This window comes from Metabacillus sp. 22489 (genome assembly GCF_052044855.1).
Taxonomy (GTDB): Bacteria; Bacillota; Bacilli; order Bacillales; family Bacillaceae; genus Metabacillus; species Metabacillus niabensis.
The window spans coordinates 1-22,730 of record NZ_JBQENT010000016.1; the positions used below are offsets into that span (position 1 = coordinate 1).

25 protein-coding genes are annotated in these 22,730 nt (G+C 35.9%); 7 read left to right on the forward strand and 18 right to left on the reverse strand.

Translation table 11 applies throughout. From position 1 onward, the window contains the following. Positions 1-218 precede the first annotated feature (218 nt). From ACTJJ9_RS11295 to ACTJJ9_RS11345, 11 genes are all read right to left on the reverse strand, one after another. Entirely contained in the window at positions 219-2,309 is a 2,091-nt protein-coding gene (locus ACTJJ9_RS11295; protein ID WP_440768663.1) for a sensor domain-containing protein, read from the reverse strand. A 206-nt stretch (positions 2,310-2,515) separates the two neighbouring features. Then, positions 2,516-2,977, reverse strand: coding sequence for a hypothetical protein (locus ACTJJ9_RS11300; RefSeq protein WP_095303597.1), 462 nt, complete (start codon positions 2,975-2,977; stop codon positions 2,516-2,518). A gap of 110 nt (positions 2,978-3,087) precedes the next feature. Continuing rightward, on the reverse strand, positions 3,088-3,450 hold the full coding sequence (locus ACTJJ9_RS11305; RefSeq protein ID WP_145580512.1) for a YrdB family protein: 363 nt from the start codon (positions 3,448-3,450) through the stop codon (positions 3,088-3,090). A 22-nt stretch (positions 3,451-3,472) separates the two neighbouring features. Continuing rightward, a complete protein-coding gene (locus tag ACTJJ9_RS11310) occupies positions 3,473-4,111 on the reverse strand; it encodes a DUF1349 domain-containing protein (protein WP_440768664.1) in 639 nt (212 codons plus the stop codon). A gap of 166 nt (positions 4,112-4,277) precedes the next feature. Beyond that, positions 4,278-4,409 carry a hypothetical protein gene (locus tag ACTJJ9_RS11315; protein WP_255451769.1) on the reverse strand — a complete coding sequence of 44 codons (132 nt, stop codon included), beginning with the start codon at positions 4,407-4,409 and terminating at the stop codon, positions 4,278-4,280. A gap of 137 nt (positions 4,410-4,546) precedes the next feature. Continuing rightward, entirely contained in the window at positions 4,547-5,011 is a 465-nt protein-coding gene (locus ACTJJ9_RS11320; protein ID WP_145580514.1) for a hypothetical protein, read from the reverse strand. 83 nt (positions 5,012-5,094) lie between these two features. Next, positions 5,095-5,394 (reverse strand): nucleoside triphosphate pyrophosphohydrolase, encoded by a 300-nt coding sequence (locus tag ACTJJ9_RS11325; protein ID WP_145580515.1) that lies wholly within the window; start codon positions 5,392-5,394, stop codon positions 5,095-5,097. 310 nt (positions 5,395-5,704) lie between these two features. Beyond that, positions 5,705-6,187 carry a hypothetical protein gene (locus ACTJJ9_RS11330; protein ID WP_145580516.1) on the reverse strand — a complete coding sequence of 161 codons (483 nt, stop codon included), beginning with the start codon at positions 6,185-6,187 and terminating at the stop codon, positions 5,705-5,707. An 87-nt stretch (positions 6,188-6,274) separates the two neighbouring features. Further along, complete coding sequence (locus ACTJJ9_RS11335; protein WP_145580517.1) at positions 6,275-6,784, reverse strand: hypothetical protein; 510 nt, start codon at positions 6,782-6,784, stop codon at positions 6,275-6,277. A gap of 35 nt (positions 6,785-6,819) precedes the next feature. Beyond that, positions 6,820-7,083 (reverse strand): DUF4190 domain-containing protein, encoded by a 264-nt coding sequence (locus tag ACTJJ9_RS11340; RefSeq protein ID WP_095301157.1) that lies wholly within the window; start codon positions 7,081-7,083, stop codon positions 6,820-6,822. A 160-nt stretch (positions 7,084-7,243) separates the two neighbouring features. Continuing rightward, entirely contained in the window at positions 7,244-7,477 is a 234-nt protein-coding gene (locus ACTJJ9_RS11345; RefSeq protein WP_170944387.1) for a DUF3953 domain-containing protein, read from the reverse strand. Between the two features lie 327 nt (positions 7,478-7,804). Between ACTJJ9_RS11345 and ACTJJ9_RS11350 the strand changes: the two genes are divergently transcribed. From ACTJJ9_RS11350 to ACTJJ9_RS11360, 3 genes are read left to right on the forward strand one after another with little or no spacing between them, the layout of a single operon-like run. Then, the gene (locus tag ACTJJ9_RS11350) at positions 7,805-8,839 is read left to right on the forward strand and encodes a FecCD family ABC transporter permease (protein ID WP_095301159.1); all 1,035 of its coding nucleotides are present in this window, start codon (positions 7,805-7,807) and stop codon (positions 8,837-8,839) included. Further along, a complete protein-coding gene (locus ACTJJ9_RS11355) occupies positions 8,840-9,856 on the forward strand; it encodes a FecCD family ABC transporter permease (RefSeq protein ID WP_095301160.1) in 1,017 nt (338 codons plus the stop codon). A gap of 24 nt (positions 9,857-9,880) precedes the next feature. After that, positions 9,881-10,795, forward strand: coding sequence for an iron-hydroxamate ABC transporter substrate-binding protein (locus ACTJJ9_RS11360; protein WP_095301161.1), 915 nt, complete (start codon positions 9,881-9,883; stop codon positions 10,793-10,795). Between the two features lie 103 nt (positions 10,796-10,898). Here the strand turns inward: ACTJJ9_RS11360 and ACTJJ9_RS11365 are convergent, their stop codons facing one another. Continuing rightward, complete coding sequence (locus ACTJJ9_RS11365; RefSeq protein ID WP_145580518.1) at positions 10,899-11,963, reverse strand: branched-chain amino acid aminotransferase; 1,065 nt, start codon at positions 11,961-11,963, stop codon at positions 10,899-10,901. A 132-nt stretch (positions 11,964-12,095) separates the two neighbouring features. After that, a complete protein-coding gene (locus tag ACTJJ9_RS11370) occupies positions 12,096-12,977 on the reverse strand; it encodes a LysR family transcriptional regulator (RefSeq protein ID WP_145580519.1) in 882 nt (293 codons plus the stop codon). 352 nt (positions 12,978-13,329) lie between these two features. Here ACTJJ9_RS11370 and trmL point away from each other — a divergent pair, with 352 nt between their 5' ends. Further along, on the forward strand, positions 13,330-13,800 hold the full coding sequence (trmL, locus tag ACTJJ9_RS11375) for a tRNA (uridine(34)/cytosine(34)/5-carboxymethylaminomethyluridine(34)-2'-O)-methyltransferase TrmL (protein ID WP_145580520.1): 471 nt from the start codon (positions 13,330-13,332) through the stop codon (positions 13,798-13,800). A 175-nt stretch (positions 13,801-13,975) separates the two neighbouring features. Here the strand turns inward: trmL and ACTJJ9_RS11380 are convergent, their stop codons facing one another. Continuing rightward, the gene (locus ACTJJ9_RS11380; RefSeq protein WP_145580521.1) at positions 13,976-15,283 is read right to left on the reverse strand and encodes an MFS transporter; all 1,308 of its coding nucleotides are present in this window, start codon (positions 15,281-15,283) and stop codon (positions 13,976-13,978) included. A gap of 106 nt (positions 15,284-15,389) precedes the next feature. Continuing rightward, complete coding sequence (locus ACTJJ9_RS11385) at positions 15,390-16,778, reverse strand: aminotransferase-like domain-containing protein (RefSeq protein ID WP_145580522.1); 1,389 nt, start codon at positions 16,776-16,778, stop codon at positions 15,390-15,392. 239 nt (positions 16,779-17,017) lie between these two features. Here ACTJJ9_RS11385 and catA point away from each other — a divergent pair, with 239 nt between their 5' ends. Then, a complete protein-coding gene (gene catA, locus ACTJJ9_RS11390; protein WP_145580523.1) occupies positions 17,018-17,668 on the forward strand; it encodes a type A chloramphenicol O-acetyltransferase in 651 nt (216 codons plus the stop codon). 195 nt (positions 17,669-17,863) lie between these two features. On the opposite strand, the gene ACTJJ9_RS11395 is transcribed toward catA, so the two are convergent. After that, positions 17,864-18,691 carry a histidine phosphatase family protein gene (locus tag ACTJJ9_RS11395; protein WP_186324096.1) on the reverse strand — a complete coding sequence of 276 codons (828 nt, stop codon included), beginning with the start codon at positions 18,689-18,691 and terminating at the stop codon, positions 17,864-17,866. Between the two features lie 365 nt (positions 18,692-19,056). Further along, positions 19,057-19,605 (reverse strand): NUDIX hydrolase, encoded by a 549-nt coding sequence (locus ACTJJ9_RS11400; protein ID WP_145580525.1) that lies wholly within the window; start codon positions 19,603-19,605, stop codon positions 19,057-19,059. A gap of 252 nt (positions 19,606-19,857) precedes the next feature. On the opposite strand from ACTJJ9_RS11400, the gene ACTJJ9_RS11405 reads away from it, so the two are divergent. Continuing rightward, complete coding sequence (locus tag ACTJJ9_RS11405) at positions 19,858-20,820, forward strand: helix-turn-helix transcriptional regulator (protein WP_145580526.1); 963 nt, start codon at positions 19,858-19,860, stop codon at positions 20,818-20,820. Positions 20,821-20,895: 75 nt separating this feature from the next. Further along, positions 20,896-21,528 carry a type 1 glutamine amidotransferase family protein gene (locus ACTJJ9_RS11410; protein WP_145580527.1) on the forward strand — a complete coding sequence of 211 codons (633 nt, stop codon included), beginning with the start codon at positions 20,896-20,898 and terminating at the stop codon, positions 21,526-21,528. 437 nt (positions 21,529-21,965) lie between these two features. Here ACTJJ9_RS11410 and ACTJJ9_RS11415 read toward each other — a convergent pair whose 3' ends face one another. Beyond that, positions 21,966-22,454 carry an alpha/beta fold hydrolase gene (locus ACTJJ9_RS11415; RefSeq protein WP_440768665.1) on the reverse strand — a complete coding sequence of 163 codons (489 nt, stop codon included), beginning with the start codon at positions 22,452-22,454 and terminating at the stop codon, positions 21,966-21,968. Positions 22,455-22,730 lie beyond the last annotated feature (276 nt).

Sequence of the window (22,730 nt, forward strand, 5' to 3'; positions counted from 1 at the left end):
GGATGGTGGACGCATCCAGCAATGGGCTATGGTCATGAATCAACTATTAGTTCATGACCACCTAAAGGAACGTGTGAAGAAATATCTAGAATAACTTACACACTTTTCTTGACAAGCCCACCTATTGAATGACTAAAAACCCTTCTTGCTCTTTTAAAGAAGGGTTTTGAACCGTTAAGTGTATTTAAAAATTATAGAAGAAGCAGTGAATTTCTCCTTCAACTTGTTCTTCCTGGAATCCCTTTATTTATCAAGTCGATAATATCCTTAAAAGGGACCGGCTTACTAAATAAATAACCTTGGATATTGTGACAACCATTATTCAACAAATATAACAACTGGCATTCTTTTTCAACACCTTCTGCGATGATTCCCTTTTCTAAACTATTAGCCATCGATATAATCGTTCGTACAATTGCCTCTTTCCCTAAATCATCGATACCTTGTATAAATGAACGATCAATTTTAAGCGTACTAATTGGAAGCTCGCCTAAGTAATTTAGTGATGAATAACCTGTCCCAAAGTCATCGAGAAAAACTTCTATTCCTAAGTCATTTAAGCCTTTCAGCTGTTCTATCGTTTTCTCTACATCCTTCATCATAATACTTTCAGTTAATTCAATTTTAAGCAGCTTAGGATTAAAATTCGTCTCTTCTAAGATTAACGAAAGCTTTCTAACAAAGCTTTCGTTTTCAAATTGCCTTGTTGAAACATTAATAGATAAATAAGGAGACGCATTGCAATTCTTATATAATTCAGAAAATTGTTTACATGTTGTGCGGATCACCCACTCACCAAGCTGCATAATTAATCCGGATTCCTCTGCAATTGGTATGAATTCTGAGGGGGAAACTGTTCCTAATGTTGGGTCATTCCAGCGTAAAAGTGCTTCAAATCCTGCTATACGTTCCGTTTGCATATCTATAATTGGTTGATAGTTTACGGACATTGACTCTTTGTTACCTAATGCCTGTTGTAAGGCTTGGTGGATTTCTAATTTTCTAGATAATTCACCTGAATAATCAGTTTGGTATAATTTAAATGTGTTCTTTCCATCCATCTTTGCCGAATTCAGTGCTTGATCCGCATAGGTAATAAGCTTTTCTACCTTATTTGCTTGGTCTGGAAACATACTTATTCCCATACTTGCAGTAAAAACATACTTCCTTTTCCCTAAGTAGATTGGTTTAAGTGTCGTATCAACTACCTTTTGCGCCATTTTTTCAGCTTGCTTAACGTCTTTTATATCTTTTAATAAGATAATAAACTCGTCTCCACCCATTCTTGAAACGATGTCTTCTTTACCTACAGCATCCTTCAAACGCTTTGCTATAACTTTTAATACTTTGTCTCCTACCGTATGTCCGAGTGTATCATTAATCCATTTAAATTGATCAAGATCATAGAAGAAAATCGCCAATTTCGTATTAGCTTTTTTGGCCTTTACAATTGACTTATTTAAAAGCTTTTCAAACCGTCTCCGATTTGGTAATTGTGTTAATTCATCATGAAAGGCCATAAATTCAAGTTGTTCCTCAGCAATTCGGCGTTGATGAATATCTGACACAACCCCATTAAGCCGAATCAACTCACCTGTTTCATTAAAGATTGGGGTAGTAAAATTTGATACCCATTTCACATTTTGATTAGCATCAATTATTCGATATTCCAATTTTAGTGGCTTACCCGTTGTTAATTTTTGTTGCATCTTTTCAACTTTAGCGATATCCTCAGGATGAATAACCTCCATCCATAAATTAGGATTTCCGATAAAATCCTCTTGAGAATAACCGTATATCTTCAAGCATGCAGAAGAGATTTGAAATACCTCCTCATGCTGAAAATCAGTTGACCATACGCATACATCGATGCTATTGAAAACGCTCTCTATTTCTGTTTTTGTATGCTCTAATTCTCTTTGAATATGATTACTATTTGTTATATCCTTAACAATACCTGCAATCCCAATTACCTCATCCCCAACCATAACAGGAACTGAGGTCCCATATAATTCAATTGTAAACCCTTTCTTGTGTATTATAGAAACCTCGTAGCTTCTTCTTTTTTTATTTGTTAATACATCTATAAATAATTCATTCATAGATTCTTTGAATTCTTCTTTTATAATATCAAGGAAAGAAAGTTCAGATAATTCCTCGTTCGTATATCCTGTTTTGTCACTTGCTGTTTTGTTAATAAGTATAAACCTTCCACTTTGATCTAAAGCATAGCATGGATCTGGATTAAGCTCGAAAAGGGAATTATAGATTGCGAATAAGGTTGCCGAATCTTCTAAGGTGGAATTCATCTGTGCTTCCTCACTTTATTATTTTAATAAAAGCTATTGATCTAGCTAGTTCTTTTGATACAAATTATATTTTATTATGATTTGAAGTTCAATTAGTTTCTTAATTAAGTACTTTTTACATAAAGTCCGAGTATTATTTCGGAAATAAAAAGATGTTACCACCTTTTGCAGTAACATCTTCGTACAAGATTTATGAATGAAAGAGATCAAATCATTATTTTAGCATAGGAATATAAGCTATCCTCAGAACCGTTATCAATAAATTTACAAACTCTATTGATAGGAAATGTCATTTCACCAGTTTCAGCTGAATGTAAGATTGCCGCTGTTCCGATTTGTTCTTCCCAATTTTTAATTGACGGTTGTAATTTTTTCGCTGTCTTAAAATCGTACCAGTGATAATCTTTTTTAGAATTGCTTTTAATTACTTCACCGACATATGCCCCTAGTCTAAGTACAAGGCTATTATAAATCTCTTCTAGCTCGTTTTCTTCCCTTATTGCTTCAAGATAATCATCGATAAGCTTTAAACTATCTATTGAATTATCGTTTGGAATCGAGATAAGAACCTTTTGTTTTGGAAAGGAACCTTCCTGATCTAAAAAAAAAATTTGTGAAAGTTCATTTAACTCTGTATCTATCGTTTTGATTTTCTTTTTAAAAAACATATTTTTGTTTCTCCATTCTTTCAGTTTATTAAGCAGAAAGATTAGAGTTTATTAAACTTAATATCTATAAAAACTAATTGTCCATCAAAAAAGTGATACGTTAAATCCCTTCAAATCTTAACGTCATATAGCTTTAAGATGAACACTGCTGCCACAATAAGGAGGGACAATATCAGGAATAAAGCCCCGAGCATGATCCTCCCAGTTGTATACAAAGCTGCCGAAGCAACAACAAACACAACTAGCTTTAGCGCAGTTCGTACCGGATAGGAGATGATAGGGAGCGAAGCCTTTGGCGCAAGAAACACTCCCCATAAGATAGCAATCACCAACGGTGTCGCGACCGCCATGATGATTTTGACTGCTCCCCCAGCATTGATTTGATATCCCCAATAGCTAAACGCAACCAGCGCACCGATCTCTAGCAGAAATAATACAGTGAGGATGCTACCCTTTATCGATCTCATTCCCATTTAGCAACTCCCCCACAAATTGTTATATATAAGCAACAGCTGGATCATCCCCAAGCTCTTCTATCTTAAGAAAATCAAAGCGAACCTCTTGGTCTTCCCCTTGAGGACTACAAGCATACAATCCTGCTAGAATCGTTGCATGTTCCGGAATGTCTAGGTGAGCTATTCGAATTTGGCTCCAGTTCTCACCATCCCAGGAAAAGTCAACATAGCAATTTTGCTCAATTTTAGAGATTCGATAATAGATGTGTCCACCGTTGTAGTCTGCATATTGTGTAGACCAATCAGAATACCCTCTATTAGTAACAACTGCTCCTAGCTTGCTTATTCCATCTGGTATGTACTCCAAAGACGTTTTCACCCAGACATTTTCAGAAAATCTAATCATCAGCCCTGCTTGATCGTACTTTGATTTAGGTGAAGCTTTAACCTTTGTTGTCATCCTAAAATTCTTGCTTGTTTTTGTATAGAGAAAATGCCCATTATCAGCCTGAAACCCATAATGTGTCTTTTGCCAATAATCTGTTTCCTTATCCGTTTCTAAAACAAGTTGTGAGGAGGCTTTGTCCAAGAACCATTTTTCAGGCTCACAACGCCACTCAAGCATTTCACTTAAGCCGCCACCTGCAAATTTCTCGTTGAGGATCCAATTGTTTTTCATACGCTTCCCTCCTGATAGATATAGTGTTTTACTCACTTATAACCATTTAAAAACATTCATAATTCCCAACTTACTCCATTGTCTCGCCTGAAAAAGCCTTAAGTTTTTCCTTAGCAATCTCCAATGCATTTTCTAAGCTGTCTGTGAGTGAGAAGCCCGTAGACTTTTAAATCCATGTTTCCCATTCACTATCCCAACAGTAAACGTCAATTTCTAAAAGCTTATCACTCAAACGTTTATTAATTTCAACTTTGTATTCCTTACTTGGTGAGTGTATTTCATTTATTAGTTCAAGCATTGATCCCACTCTCCCTACGTTTTTGCTAACGTGTACGAGTTTACCAAGGATGTATAGGTAAACCTATATTTTTCCTGTTCCTTTGTTCGATAAAAATGCACATTTAATGAGAATTTCTCACTGTTAGTTGTAACAATTTACAAACTAACACCTTGTTCCTTCACTTGTATATAATACATTTCTTCGAATTCAGACTTATAATAACCTACATTAAATTTCTCAAGATCTATTAAATCCCTATACGTATTAGGTATTTTACAATTCCAATTTATTTCGGTAACCCTATGAGGAAAATAATCATCATTTGGGTTTGGCGTATGAATATATACAGCATCAGAACCAGGGTCTTCCTCATGAATACATATCCAAGATTGATATGGCTTCTCAAATGCTTCTAGCTGTTTTAATAAATGATTATACAAAGCTACATGTGCTTTAATATGTTCTCTTCTTATTTTTAAGCTATATTTACCGACACCGAAAAAGTCGAGATGAATATGCCAAAAATCAAACCACGACTCTTCATCAAGTTGCAAATCAAAAGTCTCTACTTCTTTCCATAAATTGCGGAAATATCTATTCTTCCCACGAAATTTCTTCAAAAACTATTCCTCCTAATACATGGAACGGAAACTTACCAATCTCTATTTCTATAACATAACTATCTATATCTTAATTAAGCATTCTATACAGAATCATCCACATCTATTAAGTAGATTTTTTCTGTAAACCCACCACGTTCTTTAAGTTTCCTCTGTCTAATAGCTTCCACTTTTTCAAAATTCCCATTGTGAATGAACGATAATGCATGAATAATCTCTACAAGATCAGCTAGTTCTTCTAGCGCTTCTTCATTACTCGTTGCTTCTAAATACTCATTTAATTCTTCTTGAAGCTTTCTCCTTAATTCTTGAATATAATTATTGTCATCAAGTTTTTTTACAGTGTATTGATCTGTCTTTCTTTTAATAAATGGCTGTCTCAAAACTTTGTTACCTTTTTACAGTGTTGTCGTTCGGCGTTGATTTCCGCTACAGTACTCGCTTTCCGCGGGGTGGGTGGTGAGCCTCCTCAGTGTAAACACCTGCGGGGTCTCACCTCTCCCACGCATCCCGCAGGAGTCTCGCACTTCCGCTCCAATCAACCCTTATATAGTTAGTGCTAAAAAAACAATCTTATAGAAAAGAGTCTTATTATTTCAGGAATTTTATCACGAACGAGTTTATTATATAATGGCATTAATGATTCTCCCTTTTCAGCTTTTATAAATCCAAAACAGATGTATCCCCCGCTATTCAATAAAAATCTATGAAAAATGGATAACTAAATTCGGTCCTATATTGAATCATAACCTCCATAGGTTCCTCATCATTCTTCTCTGTACTCAAGGCATCTTCATCCTTCATCAACCCTTCGTACCAGATTTGCCCTTTATTGTTTTTCTTTAGCTCCACTGAACCATCGAAGTATATTTCAAAGTTATCTGTATTGTAATATTCAAATATCTCTTTTTCACTCAATTCGGTTCGTATCCTTTTATACGCAACAAGTGTTGGATAACCGCCATTGCCCCAAGGACCTCCTCCATAGATAACCCCATAATCAAAATCTTGTTCAATCACTTCTGATTTTCTAGGTAACTCTAATTCTAAAAGTCTATTTGCATTTTTCTTAGCGTAAAGGTATTCCTGGCCAACGAACACATAAAACAGAAATAATATGATTAATCCTCCTAAAACAATCATAAAAGGTAAAAATCTCTTTAGCCCTCGTTTCACAAAGAACACCTCTTTATATTACCTATTGCCTTAAATTAATCCATCACTACTCATTTCAGTACGCCTTTTAGTTTTTAAGCTCAAGCATTATCTAATTCCGTTCCCTGTAACAATAAAATGAGGGCTGTTATCTTTCGGCTTAAATAATCTCCAGTGCTCACTATATTCATCGTCTTCTGAACTGTCTGGAAATACGTCTAACTTATAGCCACCCGATAAAAGGATTGTTAATCCACCGACTTCATCAGAATCAATTTGTATTACTTTTATTTGTCGGTTGTCTTTTATAAAAGCTTTCATACGTTCATCAAACCTGTTGTTACCATGTATATCCCAATCGAAATCCTCATAATCTTCATCCCATTGTGAGTGAGGAGAATAAAAATCCCTTGAAGCAACAACAATTTTGCTTCCTAATGTAATTCTCCACGAACATTGGATATGTAAAGCGTATTCTGCAGCTTCTTCGGTTCTGCCTCTTCGGATTATTTGAACGATATCCCCAAAGCCTAACCATAAGAGGTTAGACGCCCTTCCTGCATACTGTAATTTTGAACCTACTATTTTTCCAACTTCAGACTTTATTTCTTCTCTCATCTTTGACCCCTTTTAAACCGTAATTTAGATTTCTACTAGCTTCCTATAATTAAAAGTGACTCGTATGCTAAAACTCCAAGTAAAATGATCACGATTTGCATGCATATTCCTATAAGACTACAAACCCTTCCAGAAATAGCTAACCCCTTGCCTTTTTGCTTTAAACGGTTGATTTCACCAATGCTTTTGAAGGATAGAACAAACCCAATAATACCAAGAATTAAGCCAATATAAGGCAAGATGATTGATAATATCCCTAAAGTTAAAGAAACGATAGATTTATTATTTGTCTCCCTCAAATTTTAGCCCCCTAAAAATAAAAATACGAGCATTTCAACTAGTAAAGTTTAGGCATTTCCTTGTTTCATCATACCATTGAATCGTTCCTTTTTGGTAAAAAATACAAGTTGATTCTTTGAATAAAAAATGCGCCACCACCTATTGTGGTAACGCTATCTGTTAAGCGAAAAAAATTCCCTGAAATGAGACATAGAACATCAATAAAGTAACAAGGATCGTTAGCATTCCTATTCGTTTTTTCTTTTCCTTTAGTTGAGATACTGCTAATGTCAAAAACGATGCCCCTAAAAAGAGATAGACATACGAGCTTAAATCAACCGAATTCACGTTTAAATCATAGACGGCAATTACCACACCAATGAATGAAAAAATAATTTGTAATAGGTTTAACATATAATCCCTCCCTTTACTTGTCGCTTCTTTTATCATTATTACGTTTTATTATTGGAAAAAGTTTCAAGATTATTTTGATTGTTTTTTATGAAACTATGCTTTTTATTGTATGAGACAACCGTCATCACGTAATATAGTAAATCACCTTATAATTCACTATAAAACCACCCTATGATTAGGTACTTTCTCAATATAAAGAAATAAATAGGGCGTTTATTAAAATTCTCAGATCTTTTCAAAAAAATAGATTGCTTTAAAAGATAGTTATAAAATATAATAACAAAATGATAATGATTATCATTATTAATAAATTAAGGGTGCGTTCAAATGTTACATACCTCTCCTCAAAAATTCAACAAAAATCGTTCAAACACTTATCTGTTATTGCTTTTATTTATTTTAGCGATTCTTGGAGTAATCACCAGCATGATTTTGGCTATTTCTCTTGGGGCAAAAGAGGTTACGTTTCATACAGTGTTGTCAGCAATTTTCCATTATAATCCTACACTGACTGAGCAACAGATTATTTTTGAACTGCGGCTTCCTCGGGTGATTGGTGCAGCAATTGTCGGGGCAGGCTTTGCAGTTGCTGGGTGTTTAATGCAGGGGGTTACCCGCAATCCATTAGCTGATGCAGGGATTCTTGGCATTAACGCTGGAGCGATGTTTATTGTTACTCTTTGCTTTGCTTTTTTTCCAGGTATTCCATACTCTTTGTTAATGATTTTTTCATTTATTGGTGCAGTGCTTAGTACATTGTTCATTTTTATCATCGGCTCTTCTGTCCCAGGTGGGCTAACACCTATGCGTCTGACAATTTCAGGTGCAGTAATTGCAGCACTGTTACATTCACTTAGTACAGGTATTGCCATTTACTTTGATTTGAATCAAGATTTAGCCTTTTGGTTCGCAGGTGGTGTAGCAGGAATTAAGTGGGATCATTTAAAGGTGTTAGCTCCTGTCATTCTGATCACCATTATTTGGGCAATGATGATGGGGCGTTCTGTTTCTCTTATTTCCTTAGGGGATGATATAGCAAAGAATCTTGGGATGAACGTAGCCTTCATAAAGGTTCTATCTATAATTATAGCTGTTATTTTGGCAGGAGTTTCTGTTTCAGCTGTTGGTTCAATAGGTTTTATCGGATTAGTCATCCCCCATATTTCTCGAAAGTTAGTTGGAGTAGATTATAAGCTTATCATCCCGATGTCAGCTTTATTGGGTTCAATCTTACTGATTATAGCTGATTTAGGTGCGAGAACGATCAATCCACCTCGTGAATTGGCCATTGGTATATTAGTTGCCTTAGTCGGAGTCCCGTTTTTTCTTTATATTGCTCGTAAAACTGGAAGTGATTTATAAATGAAATTCCAAGCTAACGTCGACAACAAAAGAGCCTATACTGTTGCTTTCGTATTAATCTTAATCAGCATCAGTATTGTATTAATTAGTTTGAATACAGGATCCTTGAAAATTACTCCGTTAAAAGTGGTCCAAACCCTATTTGGATATGGTGACTATAAAAGCTCATTAGTCCTGGTTGAATACAGGATGCCAAGAATTTTAATCACCATGTTAGGCGGAATTGGCTTAGGTATTTCTGGTGCAATTCTACAAGGATTATCCCGTAACCCTTTGGCAGACCCAGGAATTTTAGGACTACATGCAGGGGCCTCCTTTGGTCTTATTCTTTTTGTTACTTATTATCATTCGTTTGATGGTCATGCAGCGATTCTTATTCCGTTATTTACTTTTTTAGGTGGATTTTTAACTGCTTTTATAATTATTATTCTTGCTTATGACCGGGCGAAAGGATTGCTGCCTATCAGACTGATTCTCACAGGAATTGCCGTTTCAGCAGGCTTTAGTGCCGCTACACTTTTCCTTTCCCTTCGTCTTGATGAAGAGACATATACATTTGCTTCAAGATGGCTTGTAGGAAATGTTTGGGGTAGAGATTGGATTCATGTACTCGCCCTTTTTCCTTGGATTCTGATCCTAGCACCTTTTGCTTGGTCCCAGTTTAGAACATTAAATGTCCTAGCTTTAGGGGATGACGTCGCAGCAGGGCTCGGTACCTCAGTTCAAAGGCAACGCTTGCTTATGCTGGCAACGGCTGTTGGTCTATCGTGCGCGAGTGTTGCAATGGTAGGCGGGATTGGTTTTATCGGTCTCGTTGCCCCCCACCTTGCACGTCGTCTTGTTGGCCCCATGTATCAGCATAGTCTTCCTGTCGCAGGGCTCATTGGGATGGTCATTTTAGTGATTGCAGATACGGTGGGACGTTCTATCTTTCAGCCAAATGCAATTCCTGCAGGTGTCATTGTTGCAGCAATTGGAGCCCCATATTTTCTTTATTTATTGGCAAAAACAAAATAAATTCAACTACAAGGAGATACATTGATGAAAAAGAAACTTATCCTTTTATTTAGTGCAATGCTGTTACTATTAATGTCAGCATGCGGACAAAATGCTTCAAATGCGACTCAATCATCGAATGAAGAGAAGGCAGCTGATAATGAAACGAGAATTGCCTCCCTCTCTATTCACTTAACAAATGATTTGCTTGCGTTAGGAATTACACCTGTTGGTTCGGTCGTTGGCGGAGAGTTAAAGGATTTTCTTCCCCATGTGAAGGATCAGTTGAAGGATACGAAACAGCTTGGACCTGCTAAAGATCCAGACATGGAAGCATTGCTCGAATTGAACCCTTCTGTCATCTATTTAGACAAAGAATTTGGCGGTCAGGATGTAGCCAAATATGAAAAGATTGCCCCTACAGAAGTATTTAATCTTGATGAAGGAACGTGGAGAGATCATTTAAGATCGATTGGTAAGCTTGTAAACCGAGAGGAGAAGGCTGAACAATTTATTGCAGATTACGAAAACCAAGCAAAAGAGGTACGCACTTTAATTAAAAATGAGCTTGGTGAAGATAGTAAAGTGATGGCCATTCGTGTTACCGCAAAAGAATTACGCGTCTTTACGACAAAACGTCCGATGGGTCCGATTTTATTTGAGGATTTACAATTAAAGCCTGCTAACGGGATTGAGGAGCTTGATTCAAATCAGCCATATGAAGTCATTTCCCAGGAGGTTCTTTCAGACTTTGATGCTGATGCTATATTTGTTGTTGTCAATCGAGATGACGAAGCTCAAACAGCTTACAAACAGTTACAGGAGTCCCCTATTTGGCAAGGTTTAAAAGCAGTAAAAGCCAATCATGTCTACAAAGTTCCAGATCAACCTTGGCTTGATTATTCAGCATTAGGAAATAAAATGGCGTTGGATCATACAAAAGAAATTTTCTCAAAATAGCTTATAGAAATCTATCCTTTGATTTTTATCGAATATGCTACCATACGAGAATTCGCGATATTAAGCCTGTGAAACAACGATTTCACAGGCTTTTTAAACAATTTTATAGCTTTATTGTCCAACTAAACTCATCCTTAAGTGAGCCATTTTGGATACCAATTAATGTATCATAAAGCATTTGTGTTACTTCTCCAATTTCGCCATTGTTAATGATGATTTTTTCATCTAACCATTTTAATTCCCCAATTGGTGAAATAACTGCCGCTGTTCCGGTACCAAATGCCTCTTCTAATGCTCCATTATGGTAGGCTTCGACAATTTCATTAATTGATATTCTGCGTTCTTCAACAGCAATCTCTTTTGCCTTTAATAACTGAATCATAGAATCACGTGTAATACCTGGAAGAATACTACCGTTTAACGCAGGTGTTATAACGGTCCCATTTATTTTGAAGAAGATGTTCATACTTCCTACCTCTTCAACATAATGCTTTTCTTTTCCGTCTAACCATAATGTTTGCTCATATCCATCTTTGCTGGCCATTTCCTGTCCTTTAAGACTACTCGCATAATTACCACCCGTTTTTGCTGCACCTGTTCCACCCGGAGCAGCCCGCACATAGTAATCCTCAACTAGAATTCTTACTGGTTTTATACCGTCTTTGTAGTAAGAGCCTACAGGAGACAAAATCATGATGAATTGGAATTGCTTTGCAGAAGACACACCTAAACACGGATCTGTCGCAATAATAAATGGACGAATATATAAAGATGTCCCAGGAGTACTTGGAATCCAATCCCGATCAACTGCTACCAATTGCTTCAGTGCTTCTAATGCAAGCTCTTCATTGATGGCAGGGATACATAAACGTTCATTAGACACATTTAATCTTTTGAAATTACTTTCTGGCCGGAATAGTAACACTCTTTTATCTACTGTTAAATATGCCTTTAGTCCTTCAAATACCGTTTGACTATAGTGAAAAACCTTTGCAGCTGGATCTAAGGAAATTGGTTGATACGGGATAATCCGTGGATCATGCCAGCCCTTGTCTTCTTTATAATCTAAGACAAACATATGGTCAGTAAAAAACCTACCAAAGCCAAGATTGTTAAGATCAGGTTTCTGTTTTTTGTTTGTTGTTAGCTCTGTTTTAATTTCTATCATCTCATAGTCTCCAATACATCATAGTTTAATGAATATTCCGAAAATAAGGAATTATAAATGATTTTACCCTGAGTTTTTCCATTCGTAAAATACATATAAACTATCAAAACTATGCGAAAAAGTTATAAAGACTTACGGCTTATTCGCTTGAACATATTTAATAAATGCCCTTGCTGCAAAAGAAAGATATTTATTCTTCTTGTAAATAAGCACTACTTCCCAATCAATAGATGGATAGGATATCGAAATCGCATGTACGTTTTCATTATTAAATCGACTCACCATCGACCTCGGAATAATTGAAATCCCCACCTGTGTTGCCACCATCTCACCCATGATGTCCCATAAGGAGCTTTTAAAGGCAATCTTCGGTTCAAACCCAGACTGAACACATGCTCTCTTCACTACATCATGGAGGACATAATCCTCTGTTAATAGAATAAATGATTCATGTTTTAATTCAGCTAGATGTACTGATTCTTTTTCAACGAGCCAATGTTCATTATCGACGATGACGACTAATTCCTCAGATAACAAAGGGATGATTTCAAATAGCTCAGTGTCAACCGGCATTACGGTAACTCCTAAATCAATCTCTCCTTGTTTTACCTTACGTGTTAATTGTTTTGCACTATATTGAACCATATCAATATCAATTTGCGGATATTTGCTTTTAAATCCAGCAAGTATTTTAGGAAATAGTAATACACCTATTGAAGGCATTAATCCCATATGTATCGTTCCTTTTTCCATATGAACCAGCTCATCAACAGAAGAATAAACATCCTCTACCGACTGTATAATTTTCAAAGCCTGCTCATAAACAATCCTTCCTACATCAGTAAGCTCAATTTTCCTCTCTGAGCGATCTAATAAAGTCACCTTCAGCTCATCCTCAAGATTTTTAATCAACTTGCTTATCGATGGCTGAGAAACAAGCAAAATATGCGATGCTTTTGTAAAGCTTTTTTGTCTAGCTACCTCTACAAAATACTTAAGCTGTTGAAGATCCATTTATTCATCCCTTCAATCTATTTTTCTACTTTTCTATTTTTATAAAAAAACTTTAGTCATGTTGATATTCAAGCCTACCTGTATTTAGCTGTTTTCTTTTGGAAATAACAAAAAAAGAACTTTATTCTATTTTAAATGACTTTATGATTCAAGAACATTTAATTCGCTCCTTTTACCTTATCCAATAATCTAAATGAATAGCGAAAAAGCATGCGTTGAATAGCCTCTTTTATTGAGAATGCACTTTTCTAAAAATGAAACCTTCAACTTTAATTGGTGTTGCTTAAGTACATATCACGACAAACTATATGCTATAATTTATAGGGCGAAATAAAAAATAGAGGTGACATTCTTGCCAATACATGTTGTATTATATCAACCAGAAATTCCGGCTAATACTGCAAATATTGCACTTACTTGTGCCGCAACGAAAACTGCCTTGCATTTAATTAGACCACTTGGCTTTTCAACAGATGAAAAAATGATCGAACGAGCAGGTTTAGATTACTGGAAGTCTGTAAACATAACGTACTATGACTCATTAGAAGACTTTTTCGCGAAAAATCAAGGTGAGTTTTACTATATTGAAACATATGGTACAAAAACACATTCATCCTTTGATTTCAGTGATAGGTTAAAGGAGCATTATTTTATGTTTGGTAAAGAAACAACTGGTTTACCAAAGGATATACATGAAAAAAATAAAGGTCATTTTTTAAAGATACCAATGAATGATAAGGTTCGTTCATTGAACCTTTCGAATACAGCGGCAATATTAGTCTATGAGGCGATGCGCCAACAAGGATTTCCCGATTTAACTTAAAAAATCTTCCGTCTTGGAAGATTTTTTGTTTGGTTTTCCATGCAGATATTGTCTAATTAGGTAAGAAAACGTGATACCGTTTAATTGTGGTATTGCTTCATATAATTTTAGCAATACTTCACAATCTCCTTTAGAAAACATAATAAATAAAATGAACTCTATTAAAAATAATCTATCATCTTACCTTATTTTTATTTTTTATAGACCATATTACGACTGGTATCAATAATAGAGATAAGATTCCTCCAATAAAGGATAATGTTGCATAACTTGAACCCGCCACAACCATTCCAGACAATACTCCTCCAGCAGCCCCTGACAATGCAATTAAAACATCCACTGTTCCTTGCGTTTTAGCCCGCGAAGATGTTTCAGTTGAATCAACAATAAGCGCAGTCCCACTTATTAGGCCAAAATTCCATCCTAATCCTAGTAAACAAAGAGCAATTACTAGAAGAACCATCGAATCACCTGGTGCGAATGCTGATACTAAACCTGCTAGAAGCAATGTAGCTCCAGAGGCAATGGCCATTGCAGTACGTCCAAGCTTATCAACTAATACACCTGTAACCAATGAAGGGAGATACATCGCCCCTATATGAAACCCAATGACAACACCTACTTCACCCAAACCATGACCGTGATGTCTCATATGAACTGGTGTCATCGTCATGATGGCAATCATAACAATTTGCGTAAGAACCATAATTGTCGCGCCAACGATAACACCTCTTTTGTCCCCGTTTTGTTCCATATCAGTTGAATGGTCATTACTAATACGTTCTTGGTTAGAAGCTTCAATTGCTTTGGCAATAACTAATGGATCTGGACGAAGCATCACAAAAAGTACAAGACCAGCTAAAATATATGCTGCTGCTGATAAAATGAAAGGACCAGCTAATGATGGAACACCGATAGAAACGGCAAAATCCCCCATCACATTAACTAGATTCGGTCCTGCCACTGCACCAAATGTTGTAAAAACCATTGTCATACTAACAGCTGTTGCCCGCTGTTTATTGTTAGCTAGATCCGTCCCCGCATATCGAGCTTGTAGGTTTGTCGCTGTTCCTGCACCATAAATAAGGAGTGAAGCAAATAAGAGGAATACGCTATTTATAATTGCTGCAAGTATGACTCCTATTGCACCAAGTCCACCGATCATAAAACCGACTGTTAAACCAGTACGACGACCGTAACGTTGAGAAAGTCTTCCAATAAATAAGGCAGCTCCTGCAGATCCTAAAGTGAATAATGCAGAAGGAAGTCCAGCAAACGCATCTGTACCGAGCATTTGCTGGGCTAACAGTGCTCCGACAGTCACTCCTGCCGCTAACCCTGCCCCACCAAAAATTTGTGAAATACTCACAATGAATAATGTGCGGTTGTATAATGCTTTTTGTTTCTCTGGAGAACTAGTATAGCTTTGCAACCAAGCTGTTTGAAGGTCCATTGCTTTTACACGTTCTTTCTGCAGCATAATTTCCCCCTACCCTTCTCAAATTTCTACTCATCTGTAACTTGATTTGAATCATCATAACATGCACAAAAAAGCCATACAATATAATAATTGTATGGCGAACAATATATTAAGCAATTTCATCTAGTAAACGTTTAAGAATACTCAAGCCTTGTTCAAGCTCATCGATGGTTTTTGGTGCACAAACAGAAACTCTTACAGCCCGATCTGGACAACTATTTCCCACCACAAAACGTTCAGCAGCATACACTTGTACTCCCTGCTTGGCAGCTAATGCTTCAAATTCAGCACCTGAAAGATTTCCTGGTAAAAGCAGCCACCGAAAGATGCCTGTCTCAACACCTAGACAAGTATAGTCTGCCAAATAGCGATCAACGACTTGGTTTCTGCGAATTGTTTGTTCCTGGTGACTCTCGATTAAGACTTCAAATTGGTTCGATACAATCGTACGTGCTGTTAGTTCTGCTAATAATGGTGAAACGGTTATATTTAAATTATAAAGTGCCTTTGAAATGGGCTCCTTAAATTGACTAGGCACTGAAACATAGGCTAGTCGTAATCCTGGTGCTAATGACTTTGATAAGCTCGCAATATAAATAACCTGTTCTGGTGCAAATGATGCGATTGCTGGTAGTGGTTGTTTGCTGAGAAGATGGTATGAAGCATCTTCAATAACAAACTGATTATATGTTTTGGCAATTGCTGCAATCATTTTACGATTTTCAACAGACATAAAGGTAGCTGTAGGATTATGATAGTCTGGAATCAAGTAAATGCCTTTGATGTTGTCATTTTTACAAGCATATTCAAAGGCCGCTGGACTCATTTCATCGTTCACTGATTTTATCGGTACTAATTGCACACTAAGCATTGCTGCAACAGTTTTCAAACCAGGGTATGTATGATGATCAACACCGATGCGATCTCCTGGTTTACAAAGCCCTGCTAGTGTTGCAGCAATCGCATTCTGGCCACCATTTGCAAATAAAATGCGATCAACTGTCGGTTCAAACCCACCTCTTCGAATCAGCTTAATAGCAGCATCCTTTTGCCAAAGACTTTCACCTGCTCGACCGTATCCAAACCATTTTTCATAATTTGCCTCCTGCAGCATGCTTTTTAATTGATATAGCAGTGGTTCAAAAGAATCATTATCTGGCAGAGTTGCTCCCATTTCAATTAAGTGCTTCGGCTTTTTATCTTCAAGCAAATACGCATTCGATAACGCATCATATGATACAAAGGTGCCACTTCCAACGGTTGCACTTAACAATCCCTTTAACTCACACACTTTAAAAGCTTTAGAGATGGTACTTACATTTAAATCTAAATAATCAGCCAGTTCTCTCTGTGGCGGAAGCTTTGTTCCAGGCAATAAAACTCCGCTTACGATATCCTGTTCCAATTGCCCCGCAAGTGCTTGATAAATAGGCCTTTTCGTTTTATCAATCGATGGCTTCCAGCTCATCGGATAGTTTTCAAAAGAATTAATTGGCATGATGATACGCATCCTTTTTTCACACAATTATATGATGGGGACTGTTTATAAAACAACTTTAATTTAATAACATCTATTCGCGGAATTGGTGTACCGCTTCTTTAGAAATCGTTTTATTTCATAATCCCTTATCTGTGATACTATATGATTAGCTCCTTGAAAGGAATGGATTTTATGAAGAAAGCAGACAAGTTAGCCTCCTAAATTTTAATAAATATTAACTTTAGGAGGCGTATAAATTGAACTTTCATAAAATTGATTTAGACACTTGGAAGAGAAAAGAGATCTTTCAACATTTTTTGAACCAACAAACGACTTTTAGCATAACTACAGAGCTTGATATAACGGTTTTATACCAAAATATCAAACAAAACGGATATAGATTTTATCCTGCATTTATTTTTTTAGTCACAAGCGTAGTAAATACAAACACAGCTTTTAGAACGAGTTACAACAGTGAGGGTGAATTAGGCTATTGGGATAGATTAAACCCTGTATACACTATTTTTGATGATCAATCAAAAGAATTTTCAGGTATTTGGACTCAAGCAGAAAAAGACTTCAAACAATTTTATCATGATTACCTTTCTGACGTAGAAACGTATAATGGTTTAGGCAAGCTGTTTCCGAAAACACCCATTCCTGAAAATACCGTTTCTGTCTCTATGATTCCATGGACTTCATTTACTGGATTTAACTTGAATATTCAACATAACGGTAATCACTTACTTCCTATTATAACGGCAGGGAAATTCATTAAAAAAGGTGATTCCATTTACTTACCAGTATCTTTACAGGTCCATCATTCTGTTTGTGACGGTTATCATGCAGGATTGTTTATGAATACATTACAGGAATTAGCACATCGTTCTAGTGACTGGCTTAAATAATGTTAACAAACAAACCGACTGTACTCTATACAGTCGGTTTTCCTCATGTGTCTAATAATACCTTCAATAAAACGCTCATCATTTCTGGAGTGTAATCGAACTAAAAATTTCAACTTGCTTTGTTTACGAACGAAAAGAGTAGTGAGCAACTCTTTTCCTGTTAATGCACCTATTCATATGCCACTGCTACTTGGACTATTTTTTGCCCTTTCCCACTTCTGCATATTTCATTTCATTTACTTCTAAAACGTTCCATCCACTTCCATCATATTCTAGCTTTGTTACACTGCCATTTTCGAAGCTTCCAGCTGGTAATTTACTAATATCAATTTGAGCAAGGATAGTTCCCATTGTTATTCCGTGCGAAACGACTAAAACATTCCCTCCGCCATTTTGATATGCTTCATCTGCTATTGCCTTAAATTCTGTAAAAGCCCGATCCTTAAGCTCTTCATAACTTTCTGCTTCTTTAGATGGATCAATTTCCGAAACGGCATTCATTATCTTTTCAATAGGATTGCCACCGCTAGCTAAAAGCTCTTCTTGGCTTTTATAACCTAAGTGTTTAGCAGCATCCCCCCACATAACTTCATTTTTTTCTCCTTCATAAATTCCAAAATACCCTTCACGAATTCCTTGTTTTTGAACTAACTCTAAGTCTTTTGCATCAGTTTGATTTTCTTCTAAAATCATATTTGCTGTTTGGATTGCTCTACCACTGTCACTTGAATAAGCGGCAGTAAATGGTATATCGGCTAATCCTTTCCCAACATTATGAATTAACTCTTCCCCCTCAGAAATAAGTGGTCCATCTGCCCAACCTTGAGCACGATCTGTGTTATTTAATATTGTTTTACCATGACGAACAAGATAAATCGTCACTTTCCCTGGTTCTTTTTGCTCTTCTGATCCTTTATTTTTATCTCCATTAGAGTTCTCGGTTACATTTTGGTTTAAACTTCCACAAGCTACTAAATTAACAATCATCATCATTATGAAGACTAAAAAAATTTTTCTTTTCATTTTCCGTGTTTCCCCCATCCAATTATGTTTTCGTTTCTAGCAAATTATTTCAAGAAAATTATGGAAGGCACCACCTCCTTTCTAACAAAAAAAACCTGATCTGAAATGAAGGCACAAGTTTGCCGTGCTTCAAATCAGATCAGGTTATGCCCTATTAAGGTAACATTCCTGTACTAGATATATAATTTATAGTTAATAATTTATCATGCTCAACAATAAATGTCAACGCTTTCATTTTTAGTTTTCTTTGAATGAATCTTTTCTATACTCCTTGTAAATATGTTAACTGGTAGCTAAACATATTATTCAAAGATACTAATAAAATATAAATCCTTTCCTTTTTTAGTACAAATCACACTTATATTCTATTTAGTAGATAAAAAATCTTTAACCATATAATAGGCAGATGCAGTAAATAGCTGTGTTTTGATTTTATTATTTTTTATCGCCTTTCCCATTTCAATAAAATCCATTAAAACAATTTCTATGTCTTCATTTTCATCTAAGTCTTGGTCATATCCTTTAATTGCATTCTTAATCAAATAAGTAATCACTTTATTGTTTTGCGTCGAAGGATTAACATAAAACTCTCCTAATTTTATTGGGACAGTATTGGAAATGTACCCAGTTTCCTCCCTTACCTCCCTAAGAATCCCTTCTTCAGGCGTCTCATCCGCTTCGATTATTCCCGCAGGTATCTCTAAAAAGAAGTCATCTCCTGCATGGCGATATTGCTTAACAAGAACGACCTTCATATCATCTGTTAAAACTACTGCATTTACCCAATTAGAAAATTCACTTACATAGTAATTCTCTATTATATTTCCATTTGGAAGTTTGCACTTATCACTTCTCAAATTACCAAAGGGAGTTTTATATAAATACGTTGATTCTAACTTCGTCCATTTTTTCATCTCATTCTCTCATTTCTTTATACTTGATTGTTCAATGAAACTTACTTTGTATAGGTTTCACTAAAAGTAGTTAATTTCCTTCTAGTAACTTTAATTTCTATCTGGGATTTATAACCTATAGATAGTCGACGTTCCCTTGCATTTCTTATACTCTTTGTAAACAAGTTACCCCTCCCCGTAAATGGAGGTCAATTGTATTAAGGAAAATAAACCCATATAATGAATAATAACTTCCGATAAAGGTGGGTTTACATGCCTAAAATTGATAATATGCTGGCAATTCTATGGATGCTTAGTTCAAATAAAAAAGTGACTGCAAAACAAATTTCAGAAAAGTTAGAGATTCATATAAGGACTGTGTATCGTTATATTGATACACTTTCAACAAGTGGTGTACCGATCATCTCAGATGCAGGACATAACGGTGGTTATACGTTATTGAATAATTTTATTGAAGCTCCTCTTTTTTTTGATAGCGAGGAGCAAACCGCTTTATTTCATGCTGCTGTTTTTGCTGAGGAAGCAGGATATTATGGAGGCGAAGCACTAAGCAGAGCTATTTCAAAGCTAAGCAACTATTCAAATGAAGAGCAGGAAACGAAGATAAACCAGCATTTAACTAGTCTTGAAGTAATACATCGATTACGCTCCCTCACTGTTGAACCTTTTTTAAAGGATTTGGAGGAGGCTGTAGCTGATCGATATTCTATCAAAATGCTATACCATAAAAATAACGAAGATCAATCAACGTATCGATTAATTGATCCGTACAGATTAATTTATTGGAATAATAGGTGGTATGTGATTGGATTTTGTCATCTTAGGAAGGATATCCGTAGTTTTAGAGTAGGAAGAATTGAAAATATAATGAGAACTGAAAATACGTTTACCGTGCCAGAAAATTTTTCAGCACGTGATTTTTTTATGAGAAACATCCTTCCAGCTATAGAAGATACGGAAGAGATGATTTCTTTAGTTGTCAGTGGAAGTACAACGGCGCTAGGTGATCTTTGTGAGCATTGGTTTTTAAGCCATTATTTACAGGAACGAACTTCAAACAAAGCAGTATTTCTTCTTGAGAAAAGTATGCTCGATACTTTTGTACCTAATTTACTTTTGCCATATGGTAAGTCCATTCAAGTGGTTGAGCCAATAAGCCTTAAGAAAAAGCTTATTGACGTTCTATCGGAATTAATAAAATTTTATCAAGGCTGATAACTTCGCTGACGCTAGCTGTCAGCGAAGTCATCTTATAATAGTCCATATCAATTGAGATTGGAGTGTTATTTGATGGAAACTAAAAAGGCTTATCTTTATGTATTTCATACAATGTCAGACTGGGAATATGGATACTTAATAGCTGAACTAACGTCAGGGAGATATTTCAAAAACGATATAGAACCTTTAAACGTTGTTACTGTTGGAGCTACTAAAGAAATGATCACTACGATGGGTGGACTGCACATAAAGCCAGATATTTCCCTTGATGAATGTACTCTTGAAAGGAAGGATCTGATCATTTTACCTGGAGGAACGACTTGGGGAGAAGCAATTCATCAGCCTATCTTGAAAAAAATTGGCGAGGCTTTAAAGCTTGGCACGATTGTAGCTGCTATTTGCGGTGCAACAGAGGGCCTCGCGAATAATGGATACCTTGATACTAGAAAGCATACTAGCAATGACTTAGAGTATATTAAAATGGTCTGCCCTAATTATAAAGGAGAAACATTTTATGAGATAGGACCGGCAGTATCTGATGAAAATTTGATTACTGCATCAGGAGTAGCTCCGCTTGAATTTACAATGGAAGTACTAAAAAAGTTGGACGTATTTGCCCCAGATACATTGGAATCGTGGTATAACCTAAATAAAACGTATAAGCCCGAATACTTCTTTCAGTTAATGGAATCGGTTGATAGATAAGTTATCGACTAAAAAGTTTAGCTTAGTAGAAATATCATTATCACAGAAAGGGCAGATTTTCTTAAAAATACCCTAGAAACAACAGCACGTAAGGCAACTTTACTTATTAAAGTTGCCTGATAACCTTATTTGAACTTTTCAGGATTTCTACTTAGATAAATGAAAAATACGCTACTTCAACTCTTTAAAAATTTTATTATAGATTGAGACACTTGTTCCGGATGTGTTAATGTCACCATATGATCAGCTCCTTCAATTTCAATAAATTCTATGTTAGGAACCCGCTTGAATGATTCAGCAACTGCATAATTATCCGGAATATCCTCTGTTCCAATTATAAAAAGCGTATTTGCTTTAATAGCTCCAAGCCTTTCAATAGAAGGTGGATCAGACCAAATAATCTCAAAGGTTTTCCACTCAAATGTTTTTAATATATGCTAACGCATCATATCAATCATTAATTCACGATGTGGGCTATTCATCACAATCCGATTTGTCGGTACAGCAAGCGCTAATTGAACCATCTTCTCAACATTTGGTGCTGCCTCACTAACTCTCTTCATGCTATCTAGTAATTCTTTGGAGTAATTAAATCCTGTTAGTCCAGGAGCTATTAAAATAAGCTCAGATACTTTATCCGGGTAAGTTAATAAAAAATCGGTTGCTATTTGACCTCCCATCGAATGACCAATAATTACTGCATTCTCTATCTGAAGGTGTTCCAAGAGAAGTCTTAAATCCTCAACATAATTAGCAGGCTTTAAGAGAGAAGGAGACTTTCCGGCACCTCGGCCGTCATAAGTAATCACCAAGAAATGCTTTGACAAAACTGTCGCAATATAAGTCCAGTCACGGATATCAGAACCACCACTATGAATAAGAATCAAAGGTTTTCCGCTTCCTTTAACTTCATAATATAAATCCACTCGAGCACCTCATCCCCTAATGTTTGATAATTCAAATACATTTTATTATCGACTGAACGGTTAGTCAATGAAAAAAGTGAAAATAACCTCTATTTTATTCCAAATTCCCACCTAGGATTGAATAAAAAAAGCCACCAAAATAGTAGCGACTTAAAGACAATCGTTTATTTTTTCGTAAAAATAAAAACCCTATCTAAAATTAGGACAGGGTTAACATAAAATTGATTCATTTTTCAAATAACACTTAACCAATCTAAAGCTTACAAATAGTGTCGC

What these genes read in the sequence shown, in the direction of transcription:
- ACTJJ9_RS11370 (WP_145580519.1), bottom strand. Translation starts at nt 12,977, where the DNA reads ATGGATCTTCAACAGCTTAAGTATTTTGTAGAGGTAGCTAGACAAAAA.
- ACTJJ9_RS11295 (WP_440768663.1), bottom strand. Translation starts at nt 2,309, where the DNA reads ATGAATTCCACCTTAGAAGATTCGGCAACCTTATTCGCAATCTATAAT.
- ACTJJ9_RS11350 (WP_095301159.1), top strand. Translation starts at nt 7,805, where the DNA reads ATGTTACATACCTCTCCTCAAAAATTCAACAAAAATCGTTCAAACACT.
- ACTJJ9_RS11310 (WP_440768664.1), bottom strand. Translation starts at nt 4,111, where the DNA reads ATGAAAAACAATTGGATCCTCAACGAGAAATTTGCAGGTGGCGGCTTA.
- ACTJJ9_RS11385 (WP_145580522.1), bottom strand. Translation starts at nt 16,778, where the DNA reads ATGCCAATTAATTCTTTTGAAAACTATCCGATGAGCTGGAAGCCATCG.
- ACTJJ9_RS11345 (WP_170944387.1), bottom strand. Translation starts at nt 7,477, where the DNA reads ATGTTAAACCTATTACAAATTATTTTTTCATTCATTGGTGTGGTAATT.
- ACTJJ9_RS11400 (WP_145580525.1), bottom strand. Translation starts at nt 19,605, where the DNA reads ATGAAAAAATGGACGAAGTTAGAATCAACGTATTTATATAAAACTCCC.
- ACTJJ9_RS11335 (WP_145580517.1), bottom strand. Translation starts at nt 6,784, where the DNA reads ATGAGAGAAGAAATAAAGTCTGAAGTTGGAAAAATAGTAGGTTCAAAA.
- ACTJJ9_RS11300 (WP_095303597.1), bottom strand. Translation starts at nt 2,977, where the DNA reads ATGTTTTTTAAAAAGAAAATCAAAACGATAGATACAGAGTTAAATGAA.
- ACTJJ9_RS11410 (WP_145580527.1), top strand. Translation starts at nt 20,896, where the DNA reads ATGGAAACTAAAAAGGCTTATCTTTATGTATTTCATACAATGTCAGAC.
- ACTJJ9_RS11360 (WP_095301161.1), top strand. Translation starts at nt 9,881, where the DNA reads ATGAAAAAGAAACTTATCCTTTTATTTAGTGCAATGCTGTTACTATTA.
- ACTJJ9_RS11305 (WP_145580512.1), bottom strand. Translation starts at nt 3,450, where the DNA reads ATGGGAATGAGATCGATAAAGGGTAGCATCCTCACTGTATTATTTCTG.
- ACTJJ9_RS11405 (WP_145580526.1), top strand. Translation starts at nt 19,858, where the DNA reads ATGCCTAAAATTGATAATATGCTGGCAATTCTATGGATGCTTAGTTCA.
- ACTJJ9_RS11365 (WP_145580518.1), bottom strand. Translation starts at nt 11,963, where the DNA reads ATGATAGAAATTAAAACAGAGCTAACAACAAACAAAAAACAGAAACCT.
- ACTJJ9_RS11355 (WP_095301160.1), top strand. Translation starts at nt 8,840, where the DNA reads ATGAAATTCCAAGCTAACGTCGACAACAAAAGAGCCTATACTGTTGCT.
- ACTJJ9_RS11315 (WP_255451769.1), bottom strand. Translation starts at nt 4,409, where the DNA reads ATGCTTGAACTAATAAATGAAATACACTCACCAAGTAAGGAATACAAA.
- ACTJJ9_RS11395 (WP_186324096.1), bottom strand. Translation starts at nt 18,691, where the DNA reads ATGAAAAGAAAAATTTTTTTAGTCTTCATAATGATGATGATTGTTAAT.